Genomic DNA, 18,290 nt, shown 5'->3' on the forward strand with positions numbered 1-18,290 from the left:
AATTCGGCGACCACCGAGCCCACCGAAACAATCTTCCGATTCACCGGGCATCCGTCACCCGCGCTGACTCAACGACGTAACCCGACCTCGGTTACGGGTGCTTCTGTCTCAACTTCCGCTCGCTCTTCCGACCGTGCCGTTGCTGATAAGTTGCCTGGTCAGCACGGGATTGATTGCTTCGTCAGGAAACTCATCACCGGACAACTATGTATGCGCGCGGGGCGAAAAAAGTTGACGAAAAAGTTTGTAACCGGTGCTGCCAGGTGTCGTTAGCACTAAGACGAATCCGTCAAACCCGAAAGGAAACCTGGCATAATGCAGGTAACTCGCAAGATCGTCGCGGCTGCGGCAGTGGCGACCGTCGCCACCCTGGGCCTGGCCACCATGGTGAGCGCCAACGTTCTGGACGACGCGCAGAAGAAGGCTCAGGACACCGGCCTGGCCGACGCGGCGTCGGCGGCCAGCAAGGGCTACGACAACGGCCACGCTCGCTGGTGGGGCATGCACAAGGACGGCTCGCTGGTCGCCCTTGACCGCAACGACCTCGGTGCGGTCCAGGCCTGCCACAACTTCGGTGCCGGTACCGGCATCGGCGGCACCGTGCCGGCTGAGGACATCACCGGCATCGTTGGCTGGGGCAACGACGGCAACAGCGTGACCGCCGTCAAGACCTGCGAGCAGAGCAACGAGCAGAACCGCAAGTGGTACAAGGCTGACGGCAACGGCGTTGTCTCGATCTCCGACAACAAGGTCGGCCCGTGGCAGGTCTGCCACAACGAGGTCGACGCCACGGGCATCGGCGGCACCGTGCCGCTGACGAACCCGACCGGCATCCTCGGCCTGGACAACGACGGCAACTCCGTCGACTCGCTCAAGACCTGCGAGCAGAGCAACGAGCAGAACAACTGACCCTCCCTGGTCAGTGATGCAGGACCCGAACCAGCCACCTCGGTGGGTTGACTGATTCGGAGCAACACCGCAACAACCGCGGCGCCGGGAGCAAGCCTCACTCCTCCCGGCGCCGCTCTTTATGTACGGCGAGTGAGTAGCCCCCGCGTGCTCCGCAGGCGCTTCCCTCGTCGCTCCGCTCCTCAGCGCGCCCGCTCCACACGCACCCACCCACCCCCGGCTACCGCCGGTGCATCCCCTTCCGGCTTATCGCCGGGCTCTTCCGGCTATCGCCGGGCTCTTCCGGCTGCCGCCGGACCTGCCGGCTTATCGCCGGGAGTTGCGGGCTGCCGCCCGCGGGTGAGTACAGCGTGTGCCGCGATCACCGGCGGAACTCCCAGTCCGGGGAACCGGCGATGGTCGCACAGCCTCGCGTGGCCGACGTGGGACCGCAGCCCGCTTGATCGCTCGGGAGGGCATGCCGGTCGCCGGCCACAGTCGCCCGCCACAGCCGCGCGGCAGCACGAGGCCGTTACGGGCGGATCGGCCGGCACCCCCAGCGATGTCTGACAGATCCGGCGGTGGCCGACAGCTCCGGCGGTGGCCGACAGCTCCGGCGGTAGCCAGCAGGTCGAGCGCTCACCCGCAGGAGGTAGGCCGGCTCGGTCGCGCAAGATCACGAGGCGGGCGCAGGTGGGCGGCGAGCTCCCAGGTCGGCCAGTCCGGCGGTGTCCCGGGAGGTGCGGCTGGCTTGATCACCACGGCCACGCCGGACCACGGGGCGGTCGCAGGCGGGCGGCAGCCCGCAACTCCGGCGATAAGCCGGCAGTCCGGCGATAAGCCGGAAGGTCCCGGCGACAGCCGGAAGATGCGGCGATAAGCCGGCAGGTTCGGCAATAGCCGGAAAGGATGCTCCGGGCGATAAGCCCGGGGTGGGCGGGTGCGGCGCGGAGCACGGCGACGGAGGAGGCGCGCGTAGCACCGCGATGGGCTTCCCACACGCTCGTCCGCAGTACCGCGACGGCTGGCCGCAGTGCCTAGAGGTGGCGGAGGTCTACGCAGGAGCCGTTGGGGAGGTTTCGGGTTAGGAGGGACCAGATGCCGGTGGCGGCTGCTTCGGGGGTGGTTAGGGAGCCGGAGTGCTTCAGGTCGTGGAAGCGGGACACCGACGGGAAGTCGGATTCGGGTGTGGCGCGGATTTCGGACTGCATGGCGGTGTCGACCACGCCGGGGGCCACCGCAATGACGTGGGAGTTGGCTGGTTGTTCCTGGCCGACAGTGCGGACCCAGTGCTCTAAGGCTGCCTTGCCGGCGTTGTACGACGACCAGCCGGCGTACGCCGTCTTCGCGGCTCCTGACGAGAGCAGGATCAGGTGGCGTTCGCACGAGAGGTGGGCGGAGGCGCGCAGGAACGCAGCGCCCAACACCTGCGGAGCGGCGGAGTTGAGCAGGACCGCCCGCGTGTAGGCGTCCGGGTCGGCGCCGGCCGCGGGACCGATCGGCGTGATCGTGCCGGCGTTGTGGATGAAGATCGCGTGGTCGCCGTCGTACTGCGCTAGTTCCTTCGTGAGGTGCTCTTCGACGACAGCCCAGTCGGCGGGGTTCGAGAGGTCAGCCCGCAGGTGGTTCGGCGTACCGCCGCGGCGGGAGATGTCAATGACGCGGGCGTCCGGGAACGGCACCGCCGCAGCGAGGGCCGCGCCGATCCCGGCCGATGCGCCGGAGATCCAGACGAGCGCGGTCACTGGCGCCAAGCGCGGGCGACGCCGAGGAAGAGGTCGTTGGCTTCGGTCTCACCGATGGTGACGCGTACGCCGTCACCGGGGAACGGGCGGACCGAGACACCCTCGGCCTGCACGGCTTCGGCGAATCTCACGGTGTCGTCGCCGAGGTCGAGCCACACGAAGTTCGTCTCCGTCTCCGGCACGTCCCAGCCGGCCGACCGCAGCTCGTCGACGACGCGGGTCCGCTCGACAACCAGCGCGTCGACCCGCTCGAGGAGCTCCTCCTCGACGGCCAGGGACGCGATCGCCGCCGACTGCGCGACGTAGCTGACGCCGAACGGCAACGCACATTTGCGGATCGCGGCGACCACCGGCGGATGACCGATCGCGTACCCGACCCGGAAGCCCGCCAGCCCATAAGCCTTCGAGAACGTCCGCATCACGACCACATTCGGCCGGTCGCGGTACACCTCGACCCCGTCAACGACATCGGCATCCCGGACGAACTCGCGGTACGCCTCGTCCAGCACGACCAGCACGTTGGACGGTACGACGTCCAGGAAGGCGAGCAGCTCGTCCCGGCGTACGACGGGGCCGGTCGGGTTGTTCGGCGTACAGACCAGCACGACCTTGGTGCGGTCGGTGATCGCCGCCTCCATCGCCTTGAAGTCGTGGCGGGCGTCGGCGGTCAGCGGCACCTGGACCGATGTGGCGCCGGTCAGCTGGACCGCGATCGGGTACGCCTCGAACGAACGCCAGGCGTAGACGACCTCGTCACCCTCCGAGACCGTCGCCTGCAGCAGGTGGTAGAGCAGTGCGACCGATCCGGTCCCGACCGCGAGGTCGCTGACCGGTACGCCGAACCGCGCGGACAGCGCGTCGAGCAGCTCGACGCAGCCCATGTCCGGGTAGCGGTTCATCTGGGCCGCGGCCTCGGTCGCGGCGGCGAGCACACCCGGCAGCGGCGGGTACGGGTTCTCGTTGCTGGACAACTTGTACGTCGGCCGGCCGTCGGTGCGCGCCGGCGGACGGCCCGGCTTGTAAGCCGCGACGTCGTCCAGGCAGGCGCGAAATCGAACCTCGTTGTCAGGGGTCATGCCCGCAGGTTAGTCCTTACCTCACGCCGGAACCAGCCTCCTTCGAGCGACCTCGCGCACACCGTTTGACTCCGGGTACGTCGAACCTCAAACTGACTGATTGTCGGACAATCAGGAGATCTGACACTGGATCTCATCGGTCATGGGAGGGTGTTCATGGGACAGCCGCTGGAGTGGGGTCGTCGCTATCTGATGGTCCGGCCGGACCACTTCCGGATCGACTACGTGATCAATCCGTACATGTCGACGCAGGACCAGCCGGACCCCGCGCTGACACTCAAGCAGTGGGACTCACTGCAGCAGGCGATCGTGGACGCGGGCGGCGAGGTCGAGGTGCTGGAGCAGCGCCAGGACTCCCCCGACATGGTGTACGCGATGAACCTCGGGCTGGCGGCCGCGGACGGTCGCGCGATGCTCTCCCACATGCGCTTCGAGCCGCGCCGCAAGGAGTCGCTCAGCGCGGCCGAGTGGTTCACCGGCCACGGGTTCCGGCTCGACCGGACCGGCGGCGAGGGGGTCGGGCCGCACTTCGAGTCCGGGGATGCCTTCGTGTACGGCGACAGCCTGGTCGTCGGGTACGGGCCGCGGACCGAGGCCGACGCGCTCAAGCACCTCGCGACCGGGTGGAACATCCGCGTCCGGGGTCTGCGGATCGCGCATGAGGGCATGTACCACCTGGACCTGCCGTTCTGCCCGGTGGACAGTACCCACGCGATGGTCTACCCGCCGGCGTTCGACGCCGCCAGCCAGGCCGAACTCTTCGGCATCGTCCCCGACCCGATCGTCCTCACCGACGAGGAAGCCTTCGCCTTCTCGGCGAACTCGATCGTGGTCAACGAGACGATCATCATGCCGGCCTGTTCCCCCCGCCTCCGCGCGATCTTCACCGACCTGGGCCTGCGGGTGGTCGTGCTGGACCTCTCCGAGTTCCACAAAGGCGGCGGCTCGGCCCGCTGCCTGACCAACCCTCTCGACTTCCCGCTGGACGGCATCACCACCCCCGGCGGAGAGCTCGTCCTACCCGCCTGACCGCGCGTCAGCGGCCGCGAGACCGGCACGCATCGACTCCCGCACCGCCGGCTCCCACGACCCGGTGTTGGCGAGCGGGAGCTCGGTCATGAATCGTCGCTCGGCCTCGGGGATCCGGGCGACGACGAGATCCGGGTCCGAGACGACGGTCGCGTAGAGCTTCGGGCCGTCGGCGGAGAACAGGTCTGCGATGACCAGTCTTCCGTCGGCGGTCCGCATGACGTTGTCGGGGTTGTCGTCCAAGGGTCCGCACCACGGCAGTTCGCTCTGAGCCCGCCCGTGGACGCGACGCACCACGTCCACGAGGTCAGCAACCTCCGGCGCCCGTGCAGCAATCGCGTCGTGGAATGCGGCGGCCTCACCCTCGTCAACCGGCTCGAGTCGCTCCATCAGCTGGAAGTCGCCGCCACCGGTCAACCGTTGGTGGGCGAACAGTTGCGGCACCTGGCGAGTGTGCGACGCCTCGCGGTACACCGCGGCGACGTACGGCCCGGCTGGATCGAACGGGCTGATGCGCGCGACCGCCGTACCGTCCGGGGACAGGAGTGCGATCGCCCAGTCGCCGACGCCGCAGCGGGTCCACCCCGCTGCGAGCAGCTCTTGCTCTACTTGCCTGTGGTCCAGATCAGGTCGAGGGTAGCCGGGTCCCAGCCGTAGCCTTGGATCCATTGGTCGGCCTTCACTTTGCCTTGGGGCCCGAAGACCTCGATGACCACCGAGATCGCCTCGGGGTTGGTGGGGTCGGTCTTCGACTTCGTGTACGTCGCCTCGAAGCCGTCGCCGACGTACGGGAGTTGGCTGAGGATCGGGTACTTCTGCTTGAGCCTGGCCTGCGTCTGGTCGTACCGCTGGCCGGCTTCGGCCTCGAGCTTCAGCTCCTCGCCGGGGTTGTTCTTGGCCCACTCGCGGCCCTCGGCGCTGTTGGCGTAGAGGTACATCTTGACCGCCTGCCGATCGCCCTCGGCGGTGAACGTCATCGAGTAGCTCTGGAAGCCCCGGCGCTCACCGTCGAGCGTGTGCGTGCCGGCCTTGATCTTGACCTCGCCGTTCGCGGGGATCTCGTGGCCGTCGAGCTTCAGGGTCAGGTCGTTCGGGATGGACTCCACGGTGAGGCTGGTCTGGGAGCCGCCCCGGAACAGCAGGATGCCACCGACCAGCACGACGACGACCGCCAGCGCGACCACGCCGATAAACAACGGCCGCCGGTTCTCCTCCAGCATCAGCTGCTCCCGTTCCTTTCCTCAGTCCTTCGGCACCGGTGCGCTCTTCAGCCGGTAGACAGTGAACTGCCCGCCGACGCCGTACAGGTGACCGGCCTCCGGCACGTGGTCGCCGAGCGACCCGGACGCCGAGTTGTACCCGCCGCCGTCCTTGCCCCACGGACCGACGTACAGGTACGTATGGCCGGGGCCGTTCAGGATGTCGCCCGGCTTCATCCCGCCCGGTGGTTCGCCGTGCCACCAGTCGTACTTCCCGGAGGACTCGAGGTACGTGCGCTGCACGTCGGTGCCGACGTTCGGGTACTTCGGGTCGGCGCCGCTCATGTGCATCACCGTCGCGACGAACCGCCCGCAGTCACTGTACGGAGTCTGGCCGCTGGCGCCGTCGTTGTACTTCGCCATCGCCTGAACGAACTCGGGCTTGGCAAGGCTCGCGTCGGTGCCGTCGTGACCGCTCTCGGGCCAGGCCAGGTTCTTCGCGACCTCGGCGATGTTGCCGCTGCCGGCGCCGCACCCGCTGGTGTCGCCGCCCTTGCCGGCGGCCGGAGCCGAACCGCCGAACGTGTTGAGCACGTGTTCGGCGTTCGCCTTGCGCTCGGCGTACCGCGGGTTGTTCGGGTCCTCGTACCCCTGGAACCGCTCGAACTGGCCGCCGAACGCGACCGCTGCCGCGTCGACGCTGGTAGCTGCCTTGACCGCGTCACCGGCGCCCTTCTCCGACAGCGGCGGCTTGCCGAGGAGTTGCTTGTGCAGGAAGTCCAGCTGGTAGGCCAATGAGCCGATGACGTCGTCGCCGACCCCGGCATCGCGGGACGGGTTGATCATCTTGGACGCCGGCGTCCACTGGACGATGCCCCAACCGCCCGAATACCCGAGGACGTCCGCAGGCTTGGTCACCGTCCCCGGCGCCGTGCCCTGCTTGCGGCCCGGCTCGACGCTGGACTCGCTGATCATGTTGCCGACGATGCCGGCGGCCTGCTCCTTGGTGTATCCGTTCTGGACGAAGTAGTTGAAGGCCTTCTGCTGGTTGTTCGCGCCGCTCAGGTCACCGTCCATGCAGGTGCAGCCGCCACCGGAGTCGGAGGTGTCGAGCTCGAACGGGTTCTTGTCCGGCTTCTGGGTCTCCCAGTCGGCGGGATCGTCCTTCTTCTCGGCCTTGTTGACCCACATCTCCCAGTGGATGTGCGGGCCGGTCAGACCCGGAGCAACCTCGTTGCCGGTGCCGGAGGTGCCGATCACGTCGCCGCGCTTCACATCGGCGTTGAGGGCGACACTGATGGTCTTGAGGTACGTCGTCCGCGTCTCGACGTCCTCGCGCCGGATCCGGACCTCGCCGTCGGAGGCCTTGACGACCTTGCCGTCCTGCGAGGCGTAGACCTTGCTGCCCTCGTCGACCTTGAAGTCGTAGCCCTGGTGCGGGGCGACGGCCAGCGGCTCGGTCCACTCGACGTCGATCTTCTGCGAATCGGTCGGGTAGGCGAACAGGCTCTGCTCGGTGGCCTGCTGGGCGCACTGTGCCTCGGCCGAGCTCGAGCCGGCCAGCACGCTGAGCAGCATCACCAGGACGAGCAGCAGCGGGAACAACACGAACAGCCCGATCGCGCCGAGGATCGGCAGCACTCTGCTGTCTCCCACGTTGTGCTCCTCGCTCACTCGAGTGGACTCCCGCGCCGGTCCGCGAAGAGGGGCGGCCACTGAGGGAAATGCTGCCCGAAAACCGGGTCATCATGTCGGAAGTTATCCACAGGCGGGCGGCCGGGGTGGTCCACGAGCCGGGTCGCGCGCGACAACGGGCCGGGTCTGGACGAGAATCACACCATGTACGAACGGCTGCGGGTGGACCGCTCGACCACGGTGGACCGGGTGGTCGACGCGCTGCGTGCCGCGCTGTTCGCCGGCGACCTCGAGCCCGGTACGCCGCTGCGCGAGCAACCGCTCGCCGAGGCGCTGGGGGTCGCCCGGAGCACGATCCGCGAAGCGATGACGATGCTGGTCACCGAGGGCCTCGCGGTCCGCGAGCCGAACAAGGGCGTCAGCGTCGCGATCCTGCACCCCGACGCGGTGGCGGACATCTGCCGGGCCCGGTTCGTGCTGGAATCAGCCGGGATCCGGGCCTGGTTCGACGCCGACGAGGCGGCCCGGGAGCGGGTCCGGGAGGCGATGCGGGTGTTCGCCGCGACCGCCAAGGACGGCGCCGACCCCGAGGCGCTCACCGAGACGCACCTCGCTATCCACCGCAGTCTGGTCGCGCTGACCGGCAGCGAGCGGCTGATAGCCACCGCAGACTCCATCACCGGCGAGGCGCGACTGGCACTCGCCCGCGTGGACGCGTTGCGGCAGGACGCGCGCCAACAGGTCGCATCCCACCGCAAGCTCATCCGGCTGCTCGAGCGCGGCGAGCTCGACGAATGCGTCGACGAGCTCCGCCGTCACCTCGAAGGCGCCCAGGAGTCGCTCCTGGAAGCCATAGCGATGCCACCCAGCTGACTCAGACCAGTCCGTCGGCCGTTACGTCGTACGTCGTCGAACCGACTCGGAGACCGGTCAGCCGGGCGTCGGGGTCCAGGGCACTGACCTGTGGGTTGGCGGTGACTGTTCCGTCCAGGGCGACCTCGATCCCGAAGATGCCCTCCAGGACCAGGCTGACCCAGGCGCCGGACGACGAGCAGGACCAGTCGATCAGGTACGGGAACTGCGGCGGGGACTTGCGTGCTCCGCCGGCCATCGCCGGCTGCGCCTCCTCGACGAAATGCGCCTGCCCACACGGGCCCTGGTTGGCCGTCTTCGCAAGACCTGGTAGCCAGTCGAGCAGTACGTCGCCGCGGCCGAGGGCGAAGAGCGCGCGACCCGCATCCGCCGGCCACGCTGGGTACGCACCGTTCCATTGGTGGTCCGGGCGGACGCTGAACGCAGCGTCGGCGTCGTACGGCGACAGCGCGCGCATCCACGTTGGCGTCTGCAGCTCCTGCTGGAAGAACGACACCATCTCCGCGCACTGCGACTCGGACAGGTCGTCCGGCATCGTCGTACCGATCAGGTTGAAGTCGTAGCAGTGCCGTACCGGTACCAGCGAGCCATCCGGTTGCCGTGCGTGCCAGAAGCCCTTGCCCTCGACGTACAGCTCGTTGACGTGGCCGGCCTGCGCCGAGGCCTCCTTGCGCAGCAACGCGGCACGGTCGGAGTCACCGGAGCGGTCCGCGATCTCAGCGGCGACCCGCATGCACCACACGTTCGCAGCGTTGAAGCTGGCGACCTCGTGCACGTAGCTGCTCACGCACTCAAGCAGGTTGTCGATGCCGCCGTAGTCCGCCAGCGCATGCTCACCACGCAGACCGCGCCAGGCGGTCGCCCAGTCGTGCACGTGCTCGCCCACTGCCTTGGGGCCGACCGTGGCGTCCAGGAACGCCTCGTTACCGGTGAAGCGCACGTAGTCGCGCACCAGGCGGGTCATCGCGAAGTCGTTCACCGAGTACCACTGCCCGACCGGTCCACCGGTCAGCCACTCGGTACCGAAGTGCTCGTGGATGTCGAGGTCGATCCAGTGCTCGATGTGCTTCCGCATCGGCTCCGGGTCCAGCAGCGCATGCGTCAACGACGACAAGCTGTAGTCCCAGATGAACGTCGTCGTCTGCCAGTACCGCGGCATCAACGTGTCGTACGTCCGCCCGAGCACACTCGCCGGGTTGTCCCGCCGGAACCAGATGACCCCGAGCACGCCCCACCAGTACAGCTTCTGCAGCGCCTCGTTGGACGTCTCCAGAACGGGCAGGGACCCACTGAAGCCTTCACTGGAAGGGTCGAACGCGTCAGCCAGCGCCACGTCCCACATGCTCTCGGCGACAGCGAGCACCGCAGGTACGTCGGCCACGCAGACGTCGAAGTGCTCCGTTGCCTCCTCCAACGACCCCGCCAGCACATGCACGTACGACAGCCGCGCCTCACCGGAGGCATCCAGCTCAACAGTCGTCTCGAGCATGGCCCTGTCCACCGTGCTGGGCACATCGAGCCCCTGCACGCTGGCCGCCGAGCCAGAAGCACCTGTGCCTGCGACGCGGCTGTCCACCACAGACAGCGTGTTGGGCTCCGACGGCGGCTCGGGGCGCAGCCAGCCATCCGGCGAGCGCGTCGCAGTGCTCTCCAACGCGAAGCCCAGCCGCACGGACCGCCCCGCAGCGCCAGACACCTCCAGCCGTACGACGACAGCCGGGCGACCCGGAGCGCAGGCAGTGGTGGTGCGGATGTGGAGACCGTCAACGGTGGTGGAGCGTACGACGCAGTCCGGCCGCCACACCACCTCCACCGTCCCGCCGTACGAGCGCGCCAGCCGCCCGTCGACGTACAGCTGCGCGGTGATCGTGTCGCCGTGCGAGTACGGCGGGAAGTTCACGCTGCGGATCGCGACGACGTCGTGGTCGACCTGCGCCGTACCGAGGAAGTTCGTCAGCCCGGGCGGGTTGAACATGTCGTCGTACGTGTGGGTGAGGACGTCGCTGGCCAGGTCGGCGGAGCGAGGGATGGTCATGAAGGGTCGGCCCAATCGGTGTTCGGCAGCAGGGGGTACCAGTCCGGGCGCGCCGGATCGCGGTCGTAGGGATAGGGGCCGAGTTCGCGGAACAGCTCGGCGTACTCGGCCAGCTTGTCGCGGTCCAGCTCGACGCCGAGCCCGGGCGCATCCGGTACGGCGATCGCGCCGTCGACGTACGGAAGCTTGCCGCCGGCAATGATGTCGTCACGCAGGTGGTGATAGTGCGCGTCCGCGGCGAACGACAGGTTCGGTACGACGGCGCCGAGCTGCAGCATCGTTGCCAGCTGGATGCCCAGCTCGCCGGACGAGTGCACGGCCACGCCGAGCTGGAAGGTCTCGCAGACGCCGGCCGCCTTGATGCACGGCCGGATCCCGCCCCAGAACGTGGTGTCGAGCAGGATCACGTCAACCGCCGGATCACGCACATTGGCGGCGAGCTGTTCGAAGTTCACCACGACGGTGTTGGTGGCGAGCGGGATCGGGGTGTTCTCGCGAACGCGCCGCATCCCGTTCATGCCCCAGGTCGGGTCCTCGAGGTAGTCGTTGTCGAGGTCCTCGATCCCGCGTGCGAACCGGATCGCCTCCTCGACGCCGAACGCGCCGTTCGGGTCGAACCGCACGCGATGCCCCGGGAACGCCTCGGCCAGCGCACGAAAGCACTCACGCTCGTAGTCCGGCGGAAACACGCCGCCCTTGAGCTTGTGCACGCTGAACCCGTGCTCGTCGACGAGCTCCCGCGCATGCGCGACCAACTGCTCCGCGGTCCGGATCTCGGCGGTGCCGTCGTCGTTCGGGTGCCGGAAGAACAGGTAGCTCGCGAACGGCACCGTGTCCCGCACCTTACCGCCGAGCAGCTCGTGTACGGGCACGCCGAGCTCGCGACCCTGTAGATCGAGGCAGGCGAATTCGATTGCCGCGAGCAACTGAGTGCGGTTGTTGTACAGGCTCGCGGTCGGGTTGGCCAGCATCCAGCGCAACGCCTCAGTCCGAGCCGGGTCGTGCCCGAGCAAGTACGGCTTCAAACCGGCGACCGCGGCCTCCGCACTCTGCCCGCCGCCGCCCATCTCGCCCAGGCCGATCAGCCCGTTGTCGGCCTCGACCTCCACCACGGTCCGTACGAAGCGTCCCCAGTGCGCCCCGTTGCTGTGCCGTAGGGGTGCCTCGAGCGGCATCGTGACCGTGGTCGCGCGTACGTCGACGATCTTCACTTGGCGTCCTCCGGCAGTACGACGGGCAGCCCGGCGGTCAACCCGCCGTCCACCTTGACGTCCGCACCGGTCATGAACGACGCGGCCGGCGACGACAAGAAATAGATGACCTCGGCAACTTCTTCCGGGGTCGCAACCCGGCCGAGCGGATGCGACCGCCCCCATTCGGCGACCACGTCGTCCGTCGACCGCCCGCCGCCGAACTGCGCCGCGGAGGTCCGCAGCATCGGCGTGTCCACCGACCCGGGACACACCGCGTTCACCCGGATCCCGTCATCGGCGTGGTCCACAGCCATCGCCCGCACCAGGCTGAGCAAAGCGCCCTTCCCCATCGAGTACGCCGCGACGCTCTTCTGCGCCGCATACGCCTGTACGGAGGCCACCACCACAACGCTCCCGCCCCGCGGCAACTTCGGCACGAACGCCTGGCAGGCGAAGAACACACCCCCGACGTTCACGGCCATCACCTCGTCGTAGACGGCGTACGGCGTGTCCACAACGGTCCCGTATCGCTGGACTCCCGCGGCGCAGACCAGCGCATCGACGGGTCCGACCTCGGTGGCGATCGCGGCGAGGGCCGCCCGGTCGGCGACGTCGATGGCACGCCCGGTCACGAGCTCACCGAGCTCCGCCTCGAGGCTGCCCAGCGCAGCGGCATCCCGATCGAGCGCGACCACCCGATCCCCCGCGGCGACGAACCGCTCGACTGCACCCCGTCCGATCCCGGCGGCACCACCGGTGACCACGACTGTGCGGCTACTCATACACGTCCTTTCAGAACTGACCGAGGGCGAGGCCCCGGGAGAAGAAGCGTTGCGCGGCAAGGAACAAGATCACAGTGGGCAGCGAAACCAGCAGACCGCCGGCCAGCACAGTCGGCAACGCGGCACCGCCGTACGTGCTCTGCAGACCGGTCAACGCAGGCATGATCGGCCGGACCGAATCCGACTGGCTCAGCGTCAGGCCGAGCAGCAGGTCGTTCCACACGAAGGTGGCCTGCAGGATGAAGATTGCGGCCAGCGCGGACCCCGCCATCGGCAGGTAGATGCTGCGGAAGATCCGGAACAGCCCGCCACCGTCGACCACCGCGGCCTCGAACACACTCCGCGCGATCCCGGTGAAGAAGTTGCGCATCACGAACGCCGAGAACGGCACGCTGATCGCGGTGTAGACGATGATCATCCCGACGCGCGTGTCGTACAGCCCGGAGTTCGCGTAGCCGGAGAACAGCGGCATCAGGATCATCTGCAGTGGAAAGATCGTCCCGCCGAAGATGAACACGAACCACAGGAACCCACGCTTCAACCGCAGTACGACGATCGCGTACCCGGCGGCCGCGCCGATCAGCACCGCGAGCACCGGCGCGATCACGCTGTACATCGTCGTCGCGACCAGCGTGTCGCCGAGCGCGGCCTTGCTCCACGCGTCCCCGAAGTTCGAGAACAGCGAGAAACCGGCTGGCTTCCAGACCGTCTTCGCGTCGTACCCGTCGACCGACTTCGATGCATTGACGATCAGCAGGTAGACCGGCGCCAGCCAGATCAGGCCCAGCACCATGAGGAACGGCGTCTTAACCCTGCTCACGGGCATCCCCCAACTGGTAGCGCAGGTACAGGATCGATGCCGCGAACGTGACCAGGCTCAGGAACAGCGCGATCGCCGCACCCTGGCCGTAGTCGTTCAGCACGAAGGTCTCCTTGTACATCGACAGCGCGAGCGTCTCGGACGACGTACCCGGACCGCCCTGCGTCATCACCCAGACCACGTCGAACGTCTTCAGGCTGCCGACGATCGACAACCCGATGACCACGGTGGTGATCGGCCGGAGCTGCGGCCAGAGGTGGTGGCGGAAGAGACTGAACGCCTCCGCACCATCCAGCCGCGCAGCCTCGAGCGGCTCGCCCGGGATCGACTGCAGCCCGACCACGAACAGCAACGCGTTCACACCGGCCGCCTGCCAGGTGACCGCCACGATCATCATCAGCGTGTTGCCAGGACCTGCTTGCAGCCATCCGGTGTGAGCACCCGGGAGCCCGAAGAAGCCGAGTGCCTGACCCAGTGCGCCGTCCGGCTGCAGTACGAAGCCCCAGATGACGCCGACAGCCACACCGGAGATCGCATACGGCAGCAGGAACGGCAGCCGCAGCCACGTGCCCCACTTGTGCCCGTAGGTCAGTACTGCGATCAGCAGTCCGAGTACCACCGGCAGAGTCACCATCCCGACGACCCACAGCAGCGTGTTGACGAGCGCCCCGGTCAGATCGGGGTCGCTGAACATCGCCTTGTAGTTCGCGAGCCCGGACCAGACCGGGGACGCCAGTCCGTCGTACTGCGTGAAGCTGACGTACGTCGTCCACAGGAACGGCAGGTACAGGAGCAGTGCGACCACGCCGGCGGCAGGCAGTCCGAACAGGGGCGCCATGCGGGCCCCGGTCCGGTCCGGGCGCTGCGTGCTCGCCCGGACCTTCGCCGGTGGCCGTTCGATCGTGGAAGTCACTTCTGCTTGGCCCAGTACGCGTCCGCCTCGGCCTGGATCTTCTGCAGGCCCGGCATCGGGTCGCCCGGCTTGGTCACGAACGCGCCGAACACCTCGAGCGCCTTGTTCGCGACAGGTACGGGCGTCGCCTCGAACCACCGGTTGATCAGCCGGTACCCGTCACCACCGACGTCCTTGTTCAGCTTCGCCAGACCCGGGTCCTTGACCTCGGCCTTCGGGTTGAACGACAGGTCGCCACGGGAGTTCGCCCACGCGGTCTGCGCCTGCGGCGTGACCCACCAGTCGGTCCACTTCTTCACCGTCGAGGCGTGGTCGCTGGCCGCGGCCGAGCAGACCGGTCCGGTCTCGAAGATCATCGAGGTCTTCGGCAGCGACGGATTCACGTTCGGGATCACGAAGAAGTCGTAGTCGGTGCCGGCCTTCATCTTCAGCGTGTTCAGGTTGCCGCTGAACCAGGTGCCGAAGTTGATCATCGCGACGTCGCCGTTCTTCAGCTGCGCCTGCGGCTCGGTCTTCGATCCCGGGTCGCTGAAGTACCCGGCGTCGATCATCTTCTTCCACTCGTTCATCACATCGACCACACCAGGGTCGGTGTACTTCGCCTTACCTGCGGCGAGCTGGTCGTACAGGTCGGGGTCCTTGCCCGCGAGCAGCGTCTCGAACCAGACGAACGAGAACAGGATGTTGGTCTGGTAGAACGGCTTCACGCCGATCGCCTTGACCTTGTCCGCGACCTGGGTCAGCTCGGCCCACGTCGTCGGCGTCTTGGTGATACCGGCCTTCTTGAAGACGGCCTTGTTGTAGTACATCACCCAGTAGCCGGCGTTCAGCGGCACGCAGTACTGCTTGTCGCCGTAGGTGAAGTACTGCTTGAGCTGCTCGGGGATGTTGCCGTCGGCAACCGCCTTGGTCCACTGGTCGGTGGTGTCGGCGACGAGCTTCTGGTCCACCAGATCCTGAAGCTCCTTGCCGGTGTGCCAGGTGAACAGGTCCGCCTTCTCCTTGGTCCGGAACGACGACCGGATGAACGCGGTGTACGTGTTCGAGTCGGAGTACCCGACCGGCTCCATGCCGACCCCGACGTCCTTCTTGCTGGCCGCGCCGACCTGGGTGAAGGCGTCCTTCCAGCCACCCTTGTCGTTGTAGAACTTCAGCGAGTCGACCGGCTTGTCCTCAACTTTCTTCGGGGCAGCCGCCCCGCCGCCTCCACAGGCGGACAGCGCGAGCGCGCCGGCGATCACCAGGGCAGCCAGCGCCTTCCGGTTGGTCTTGCGTTGCATTGGTACGTCCTTCCAGCTCAGGGATGCTGAAGTCTTTGATTGATGACGGCGAGTACGCCGTCCAGGTGTTCGCGGGTGAGGAGTTCGGCGAGGTCCGAGTCGCCGGAGCGGACTGCGTCGTAGATCGCGCGGTGCTCGTCCAGGTCGGCCTGGCGGTCGCCGTGGATGTGCAGGATCTCCAGCTGCTCCCGTGCGTTCACGACGGTCACCGACTCGACCACCTCGGCCAGGGTCGCGTTGCCGGACGCCTGTGCCAGTGAGCGGTGGAAGTCCATGTTCACCTCGGCCAGCCGGGCATGGTCGCCGGATGCGATCAGCTCGGCCGCAGTACTGAGGTCCTGTTCCATCTGCTCGAGTGCCGCGGCGCCACGCGTCGCTGCGGCCAGTGCGGCAACAGGTGGCTCGATCAGGGCACGAGCCTGCAGGAGCTCGACCAACCGGTCCGCACTCGGTGCCAGCGCCAGCGGGTTCGCCAGTACGAGACGGCCGACGTTCGGACCGACGTACACACCGGAGCCGTGGCGAAGCTCCACTGCGCCGGTCGCCTCCAGCCGGCGCAGCGCCTCCCGGACAGTCGGTACGGCGACCTTGAAGCGCTCCGCCAAGGACCGCACCGATTCGAACTGATCGCCGACCGACAGCTTGCGGTCCGCGATCAGTGAGAGCATCGACGTCGCCAGATCGTCCAGCAGACTGCGGCGTACGACGCCACCCGGAGTACTCACTTGGCGGCCACCAGAGTCACGGCCAGGAACCGCGGCCGGTAGATGCTCACGTCGCCGTACAGGTCGTCGCTGACGAGGCTGTTGACGTTGTAGCTGACCAGGAGCTCGTTCCCTCGCCGCAGCTCCGGGTGCTCGTGCGAGTTGTACGTGATGATGTTCCCGCTCGTCTCCGGGGTCTGGTACAGCTCGACCGGATTCACCCACGGACCGGTCGGCGAGCAGGAGAAGTACCCGACGACCCGCTTGCTGAACAGCTCCTTGGTGTCATGCGTGACCAGCAGGTAGCCGTCCTTGAACTGGGTGACGCTGTGCTCGTTGGCCACACCCTCGAGCACGCGGACGGATGCGCTCTCGTCCGAGGACCAGCCGGAGCCGGTCCAGTACTCCCACGGCTTCGCTGTCAGGTCGTCTCCGCGGACGCGGGCAACATGCTGGTACTTCGAGGAGCCCAGGTCCTCCACGCCATAGATGTACGTGTAGCCGCGATCGCGAAGCAGCCAGCCGGACCACTGCACGTTCGCAGCCGACGGCAGCGGGGTGAGCGACTTGAGCTTGAACGTCTTGGTGTCGAACCGGGCCAGGTAGTTGCTGGCCCAGTGCCAGTCCCACTGACCCGTGCCGGTCCTCACGAAGCGCAGCGCGGTCACGTCCAGGTCGCGGCCGGCGTGGCTGGTCTGAGCGGCGCCGACCCAGTACCAGCCGTCTGACGGCGGCGGGATGAGCGCGGTCGGCTTGGTCGCCGTACCGCCGGTGACGGTCTTCAGGCTCTTGCCCTGCTGGATCACGAACGAGTTGTTGATGAACGGCGCGGTCGTCGGGCGGCTGCCGTCCGGGTTGACCGGGCCGAGGAACGTGTCGGAGAAGATCCACGCCGTACGACCGCCGGGGAGCGCGACGGAGTACGTGCTGTCCGCTCCGGTCCACCCCTTCCCGGAGTTGCTGTAGGCGTGCAGCAGGCTCTCCGGCGCAGCGTGCGGCGTCGTCCGGGCGGTCCAGTTCGTGCTCACCGCGCTGCAGCTCGACGGGGTGGCGGAGGCGGCAGGCATACCGAGGCCCGCCGCCGTGAGTGACAGCGCGACAACTGCTACCAGTGGGCGTGACATGAAAATGATCAGATCACTTGGTCATTTTCCGTGTCAAGACCTAGGGTTCGATCAGGGTGTGTACCGGGCTTCGTGCTACCGCGTGGGTGGGAAGATCGGGGCATGAAGAACTTGATCATCAGGCTGCTCGCCAACGCGGTCGCGCTGGCGGTGGCGAGCTGGCTCGTCGCCGGTATCACCCTGCAGGGCGCGACCACCGGCAAGCGCGTGCTCACGCTGCTGATCGTCGCCGCGATCTTCGGCGTCGTGAACGCGATCGTGAAGCCCGTGGTGAAGGTGCTGTCCTTCCCACTGCTGATCCTGACCCTCGGTCTGCTGACCTTCGTGATCAACGCGCTGATGCTGTGGCTGACGTCCTGGATCACCGGCAAGCTCGACGTCCAGTTCCACGTCGACGGCTTCTGGGCCGCGCTCTTCGGCGCGCTGATCATCACCGTCGTCGGCATGATCATCAACCTCGTCCTGCCGGACAAGGCCGAAGTTCACTAGTGCACGTCGAGATCGTCTGCACCGGGAACATCTGCCGGTCGCCGATGGCCGAGGTGGTGCTGCGGGCCAAGCTCGCCGACGCCGGGATCGACGACGTCGAGGTGACCAGCTCAGGCACCGGCGGCTGGCACGTCGGCGACCGGATGGACCCCCGCGCCGCGGCCGCACTACGCCGGCGCGGGTACGACGGCAGCGCACACCGGGCTCGCCAGTTCGAGCGCGCCGCGGACCTCACCCTCGCCATGGACTCGGGACACGTCGCCGAGCTGAGTCGCCGGGGTACGACAGCACAGCTGTTCGCGGCGGACGACGTACCCGATCCGTACTACGGCGAGGACGAGGGCTTCGACGAGGTCCTCGCACAGATCGAGAAGGGGGGGGGCCCCGGGGGGGGGCGCCGGCCCTGCACCCGCGTGTGGGGGCGGGGCCCCCGAAGGCGGGGGGACCACGCCCAGCTCGGGGGGGGGGGCATAAACCCGCCGCGCCCCGGGCGCGCCCACGCGCG

Annotated in this window: 18 protein-coding genes; 5 read left to right on the forward strand and 13 right to left on the reverse strand. The window is 67.8% G+C overall.

The features are described from left to right. Window positions 1-315: 315 nt before the first annotated feature. A complete protein-coding gene (locus ACFWUU_RS26740; protein WP_137256118.1) occupies window positions 316-909 on the forward strand; it encodes a hypothetical protein in 594 nt (197 codons plus the stop codon). A 1,016-nt stretch (window positions 910-1,925) separates the two neighbouring features. On the opposite strand, the gene ACFWUU_RS26745 is transcribed toward ACFWUU_RS26740, so the two are convergent. Next, window positions 1,926-2,633 (reverse strand): SDR family NAD(P)-dependent oxidoreductase, encoded by a 708-nt coding sequence (locus ACFWUU_RS26745; RefSeq protein WP_380179263.1) that lies wholly within the window; start codon window positions 2,631-2,633, stop codon window positions 1,926-1,928. Next, entirely contained in the window at window positions 2,630-3,709 is a 1,080-nt protein-coding gene (gene hisC, locus ACFWUU_RS26750) for a histidinol-phosphate transaminase (RefSeq protein WP_380179265.1), read from the reverse strand. The genes ACFWUU_RS26745 and hisC overlap by 4 nt, the downstream gene beginning before the upstream one ends. 156 nt (window positions 3,710-3,865) lie before the next feature. Between hisC and ACFWUU_RS26755 the strand changes: the two genes are divergently transcribed. Next, window positions 3,866-4,738: a dimethylarginine dimethylaminohydrolase family protein gene (locus ACFWUU_RS26755; RefSeq protein ID WP_380179267.1), complete on the forward strand. Its 873-nt coding sequence runs from the start codon at window positions 3,866-3,868 to the stop codon at window positions 4,736-4,738. Here ACFWUU_RS26755 and ACFWUU_RS26760 read toward each other — a convergent pair. Genes ACFWUU_RS26760 through ACFWUU_RS26770 form a run of 3 tightly spaced genes read right to left on the reverse strand, consistent with a single transcriptional unit; the run spans window position 4,727 to window position 7,593 of the window. After that, window positions 4,727-5,407: a hypothetical protein gene (locus ACFWUU_RS26760; RefSeq protein WP_380179269.1), complete on the reverse strand. Its 681-nt coding sequence runs from the start codon at window positions 5,405-5,407 to the stop codon at window positions 4,727-4,729. The genes ACFWUU_RS26755 and ACFWUU_RS26760 overlap by 12 nt on opposite strands. Continuing rightward, on the reverse strand, window positions 5,344-5,958 hold the full coding sequence (locus ACFWUU_RS26765; RefSeq protein ID WP_137256113.1) for an S-layer protein: 615 nt from the start codon (window positions 5,956-5,958) through the stop codon (window positions 5,344-5,346). The genes ACFWUU_RS26760 and ACFWUU_RS26765 overlap by 64 nt, the downstream gene beginning before the upstream one ends. Window positions 5,959-5,979: 21 nt before the next feature. Further along, on the reverse strand, window positions 5,980-7,593 hold the full coding sequence (locus ACFWUU_RS26770) for a phage tail tip lysozyme (RefSeq protein WP_380179271.1): 1,614 nt from the start codon (window positions 7,591-7,593) through the stop codon (window positions 5,980-5,982). Between the two features lie 183 nt (window positions 7,594-7,776). On the opposite strand from ACFWUU_RS26770, the gene ACFWUU_RS26775 reads away from it, so the two are divergent. Then, on the forward strand, window positions 7,777-8,445 hold the full coding sequence (locus tag ACFWUU_RS26775) for a GntR family transcriptional regulator (RefSeq protein ID WP_137256112.1): 669 nt from the start codon (window positions 7,777-7,779) through the stop codon (window positions 8,443-8,445). A gap of 1 nt (window position 8,446) precedes the next feature. Here ACFWUU_RS26775 and ACFWUU_RS26780 read toward each other — a convergent pair whose 3' ends face one another. The 8 genes from ACFWUU_RS26780 to ACFWUU_RS26815 are packed head-to-tail and all read right to left on the reverse strand — an operon-like array spanning window position 8,447 to window position 17,296. Further along, entirely contained in the window at window positions 8,447-10,480 is a 2,034-nt protein-coding gene (locus tag ACFWUU_RS26780; RefSeq protein WP_380179273.1) for a hypothetical protein, read from the reverse strand. Beyond that, a complete protein-coding gene (locus ACFWUU_RS26785) occupies window positions 10,477-11,691 on the reverse strand; it encodes an enolase C-terminal domain-like protein (protein ID WP_380179275.1) in 1,215 nt (404 codons plus the stop codon). Before ACFWUU_RS26785 ends, ACFWUU_RS26780 begins: the two co-directional genes overlap by 4 nt. Further along, window positions 11,688-12,455 carry an SDR family NAD(P)-dependent oxidoreductase gene (locus ACFWUU_RS26790; RefSeq protein ID WP_380179277.1) on the reverse strand — a complete coding sequence of 256 codons (768 nt, stop codon included), beginning with the start codon at window positions 12,453-12,455 and terminating at the stop codon, window positions 11,688-11,690. Before ACFWUU_RS26790 ends, ACFWUU_RS26785 begins: the two co-directional genes overlap by 4 nt. Window positions 12,456-12,465: 10 nt before the next feature. Continuing rightward, entirely contained in the window at window positions 12,466-13,275 is an 810-nt protein-coding gene (locus ACFWUU_RS26795) for a carbohydrate ABC transporter permease (RefSeq protein ID WP_137256108.1), read from the reverse strand. Next, the gene (locus ACFWUU_RS26800; protein WP_380179279.1) at window positions 13,262-14,188 is read right to left on the reverse strand and encodes a carbohydrate ABC transporter permease; all 927 of its coding nucleotides are present in this window, start codon (window positions 14,186-14,188) and stop codon (window positions 13,262-13,264) included. The genes ACFWUU_RS26795 and ACFWUU_RS26800 overlap by 14 nt, the downstream gene beginning before the upstream one ends. After that, window positions 14,185-15,468 carry an ABC transporter substrate-binding protein gene (locus tag ACFWUU_RS26805; RefSeq protein ID WP_380179281.1) on the reverse strand — a complete coding sequence of 428 codons (1,284 nt, stop codon included), beginning with the start codon at window positions 15,466-15,468 and terminating at the stop codon, window positions 14,185-14,187. The genes ACFWUU_RS26800 and ACFWUU_RS26805 overlap by 4 nt, the downstream gene beginning before the upstream one ends. 17 nt (window positions 15,469-15,485) lie before the next feature. Then, window positions 15,486-16,193: a FadR/GntR family transcriptional regulator gene (locus tag ACFWUU_RS26810; protein ID WP_202877786.1), complete on the reverse strand. Its 708-nt coding sequence runs from the start codon at window positions 16,191-16,193 to the stop codon at window positions 15,486-15,488. Then, window positions 16,190-17,296: a DUF4185 domain-containing protein gene (locus tag ACFWUU_RS26815; protein ID WP_380179283.1), complete on the reverse strand. Its 1,107-nt coding sequence runs from the start codon at window positions 17,294-17,296 to the stop codon at window positions 16,190-16,192. The genes ACFWUU_RS26810 and ACFWUU_RS26815 overlap by 4 nt, the downstream gene beginning before the upstream one ends. 102 nt (window positions 17,297-17,398) lie before the next feature. Here ACFWUU_RS26815 and ACFWUU_RS26820 point away from each other — a divergent pair, with 102 nt between their 5' ends. Both ACFWUU_RS26820 and ACFWUU_RS26825 read left to right on the forward strand, forming a co-directional pair. Next, a complete protein-coding gene (locus ACFWUU_RS26820) occupies window positions 17,399-17,785 on the forward strand; it encodes a phage holin family protein (protein ID WP_137256105.1) in 387 nt (128 codons plus the stop codon). Beyond that, window positions 17,785-18,290, forward strand: a 506-nt coding sequence (locus ACFWUU_RS26825) for a low molecular weight protein-tyrosine-phosphatase (protein WP_380179285.1), incomplete at its 3' end; no start/stop codon positions are given. The genes ACFWUU_RS26820 and ACFWUU_RS26825, both read left to right, overlap by 1 nt.

Source organism: Kribbella sp. NPDC058693 (genome assembly GCF_042715335.1).
GTDB lineage: Bacteria > Actinomycetota > Actinomycetes > Propionibacteriales > Kribbellaceae > Kribbella > Kribbella jiaozuonensis.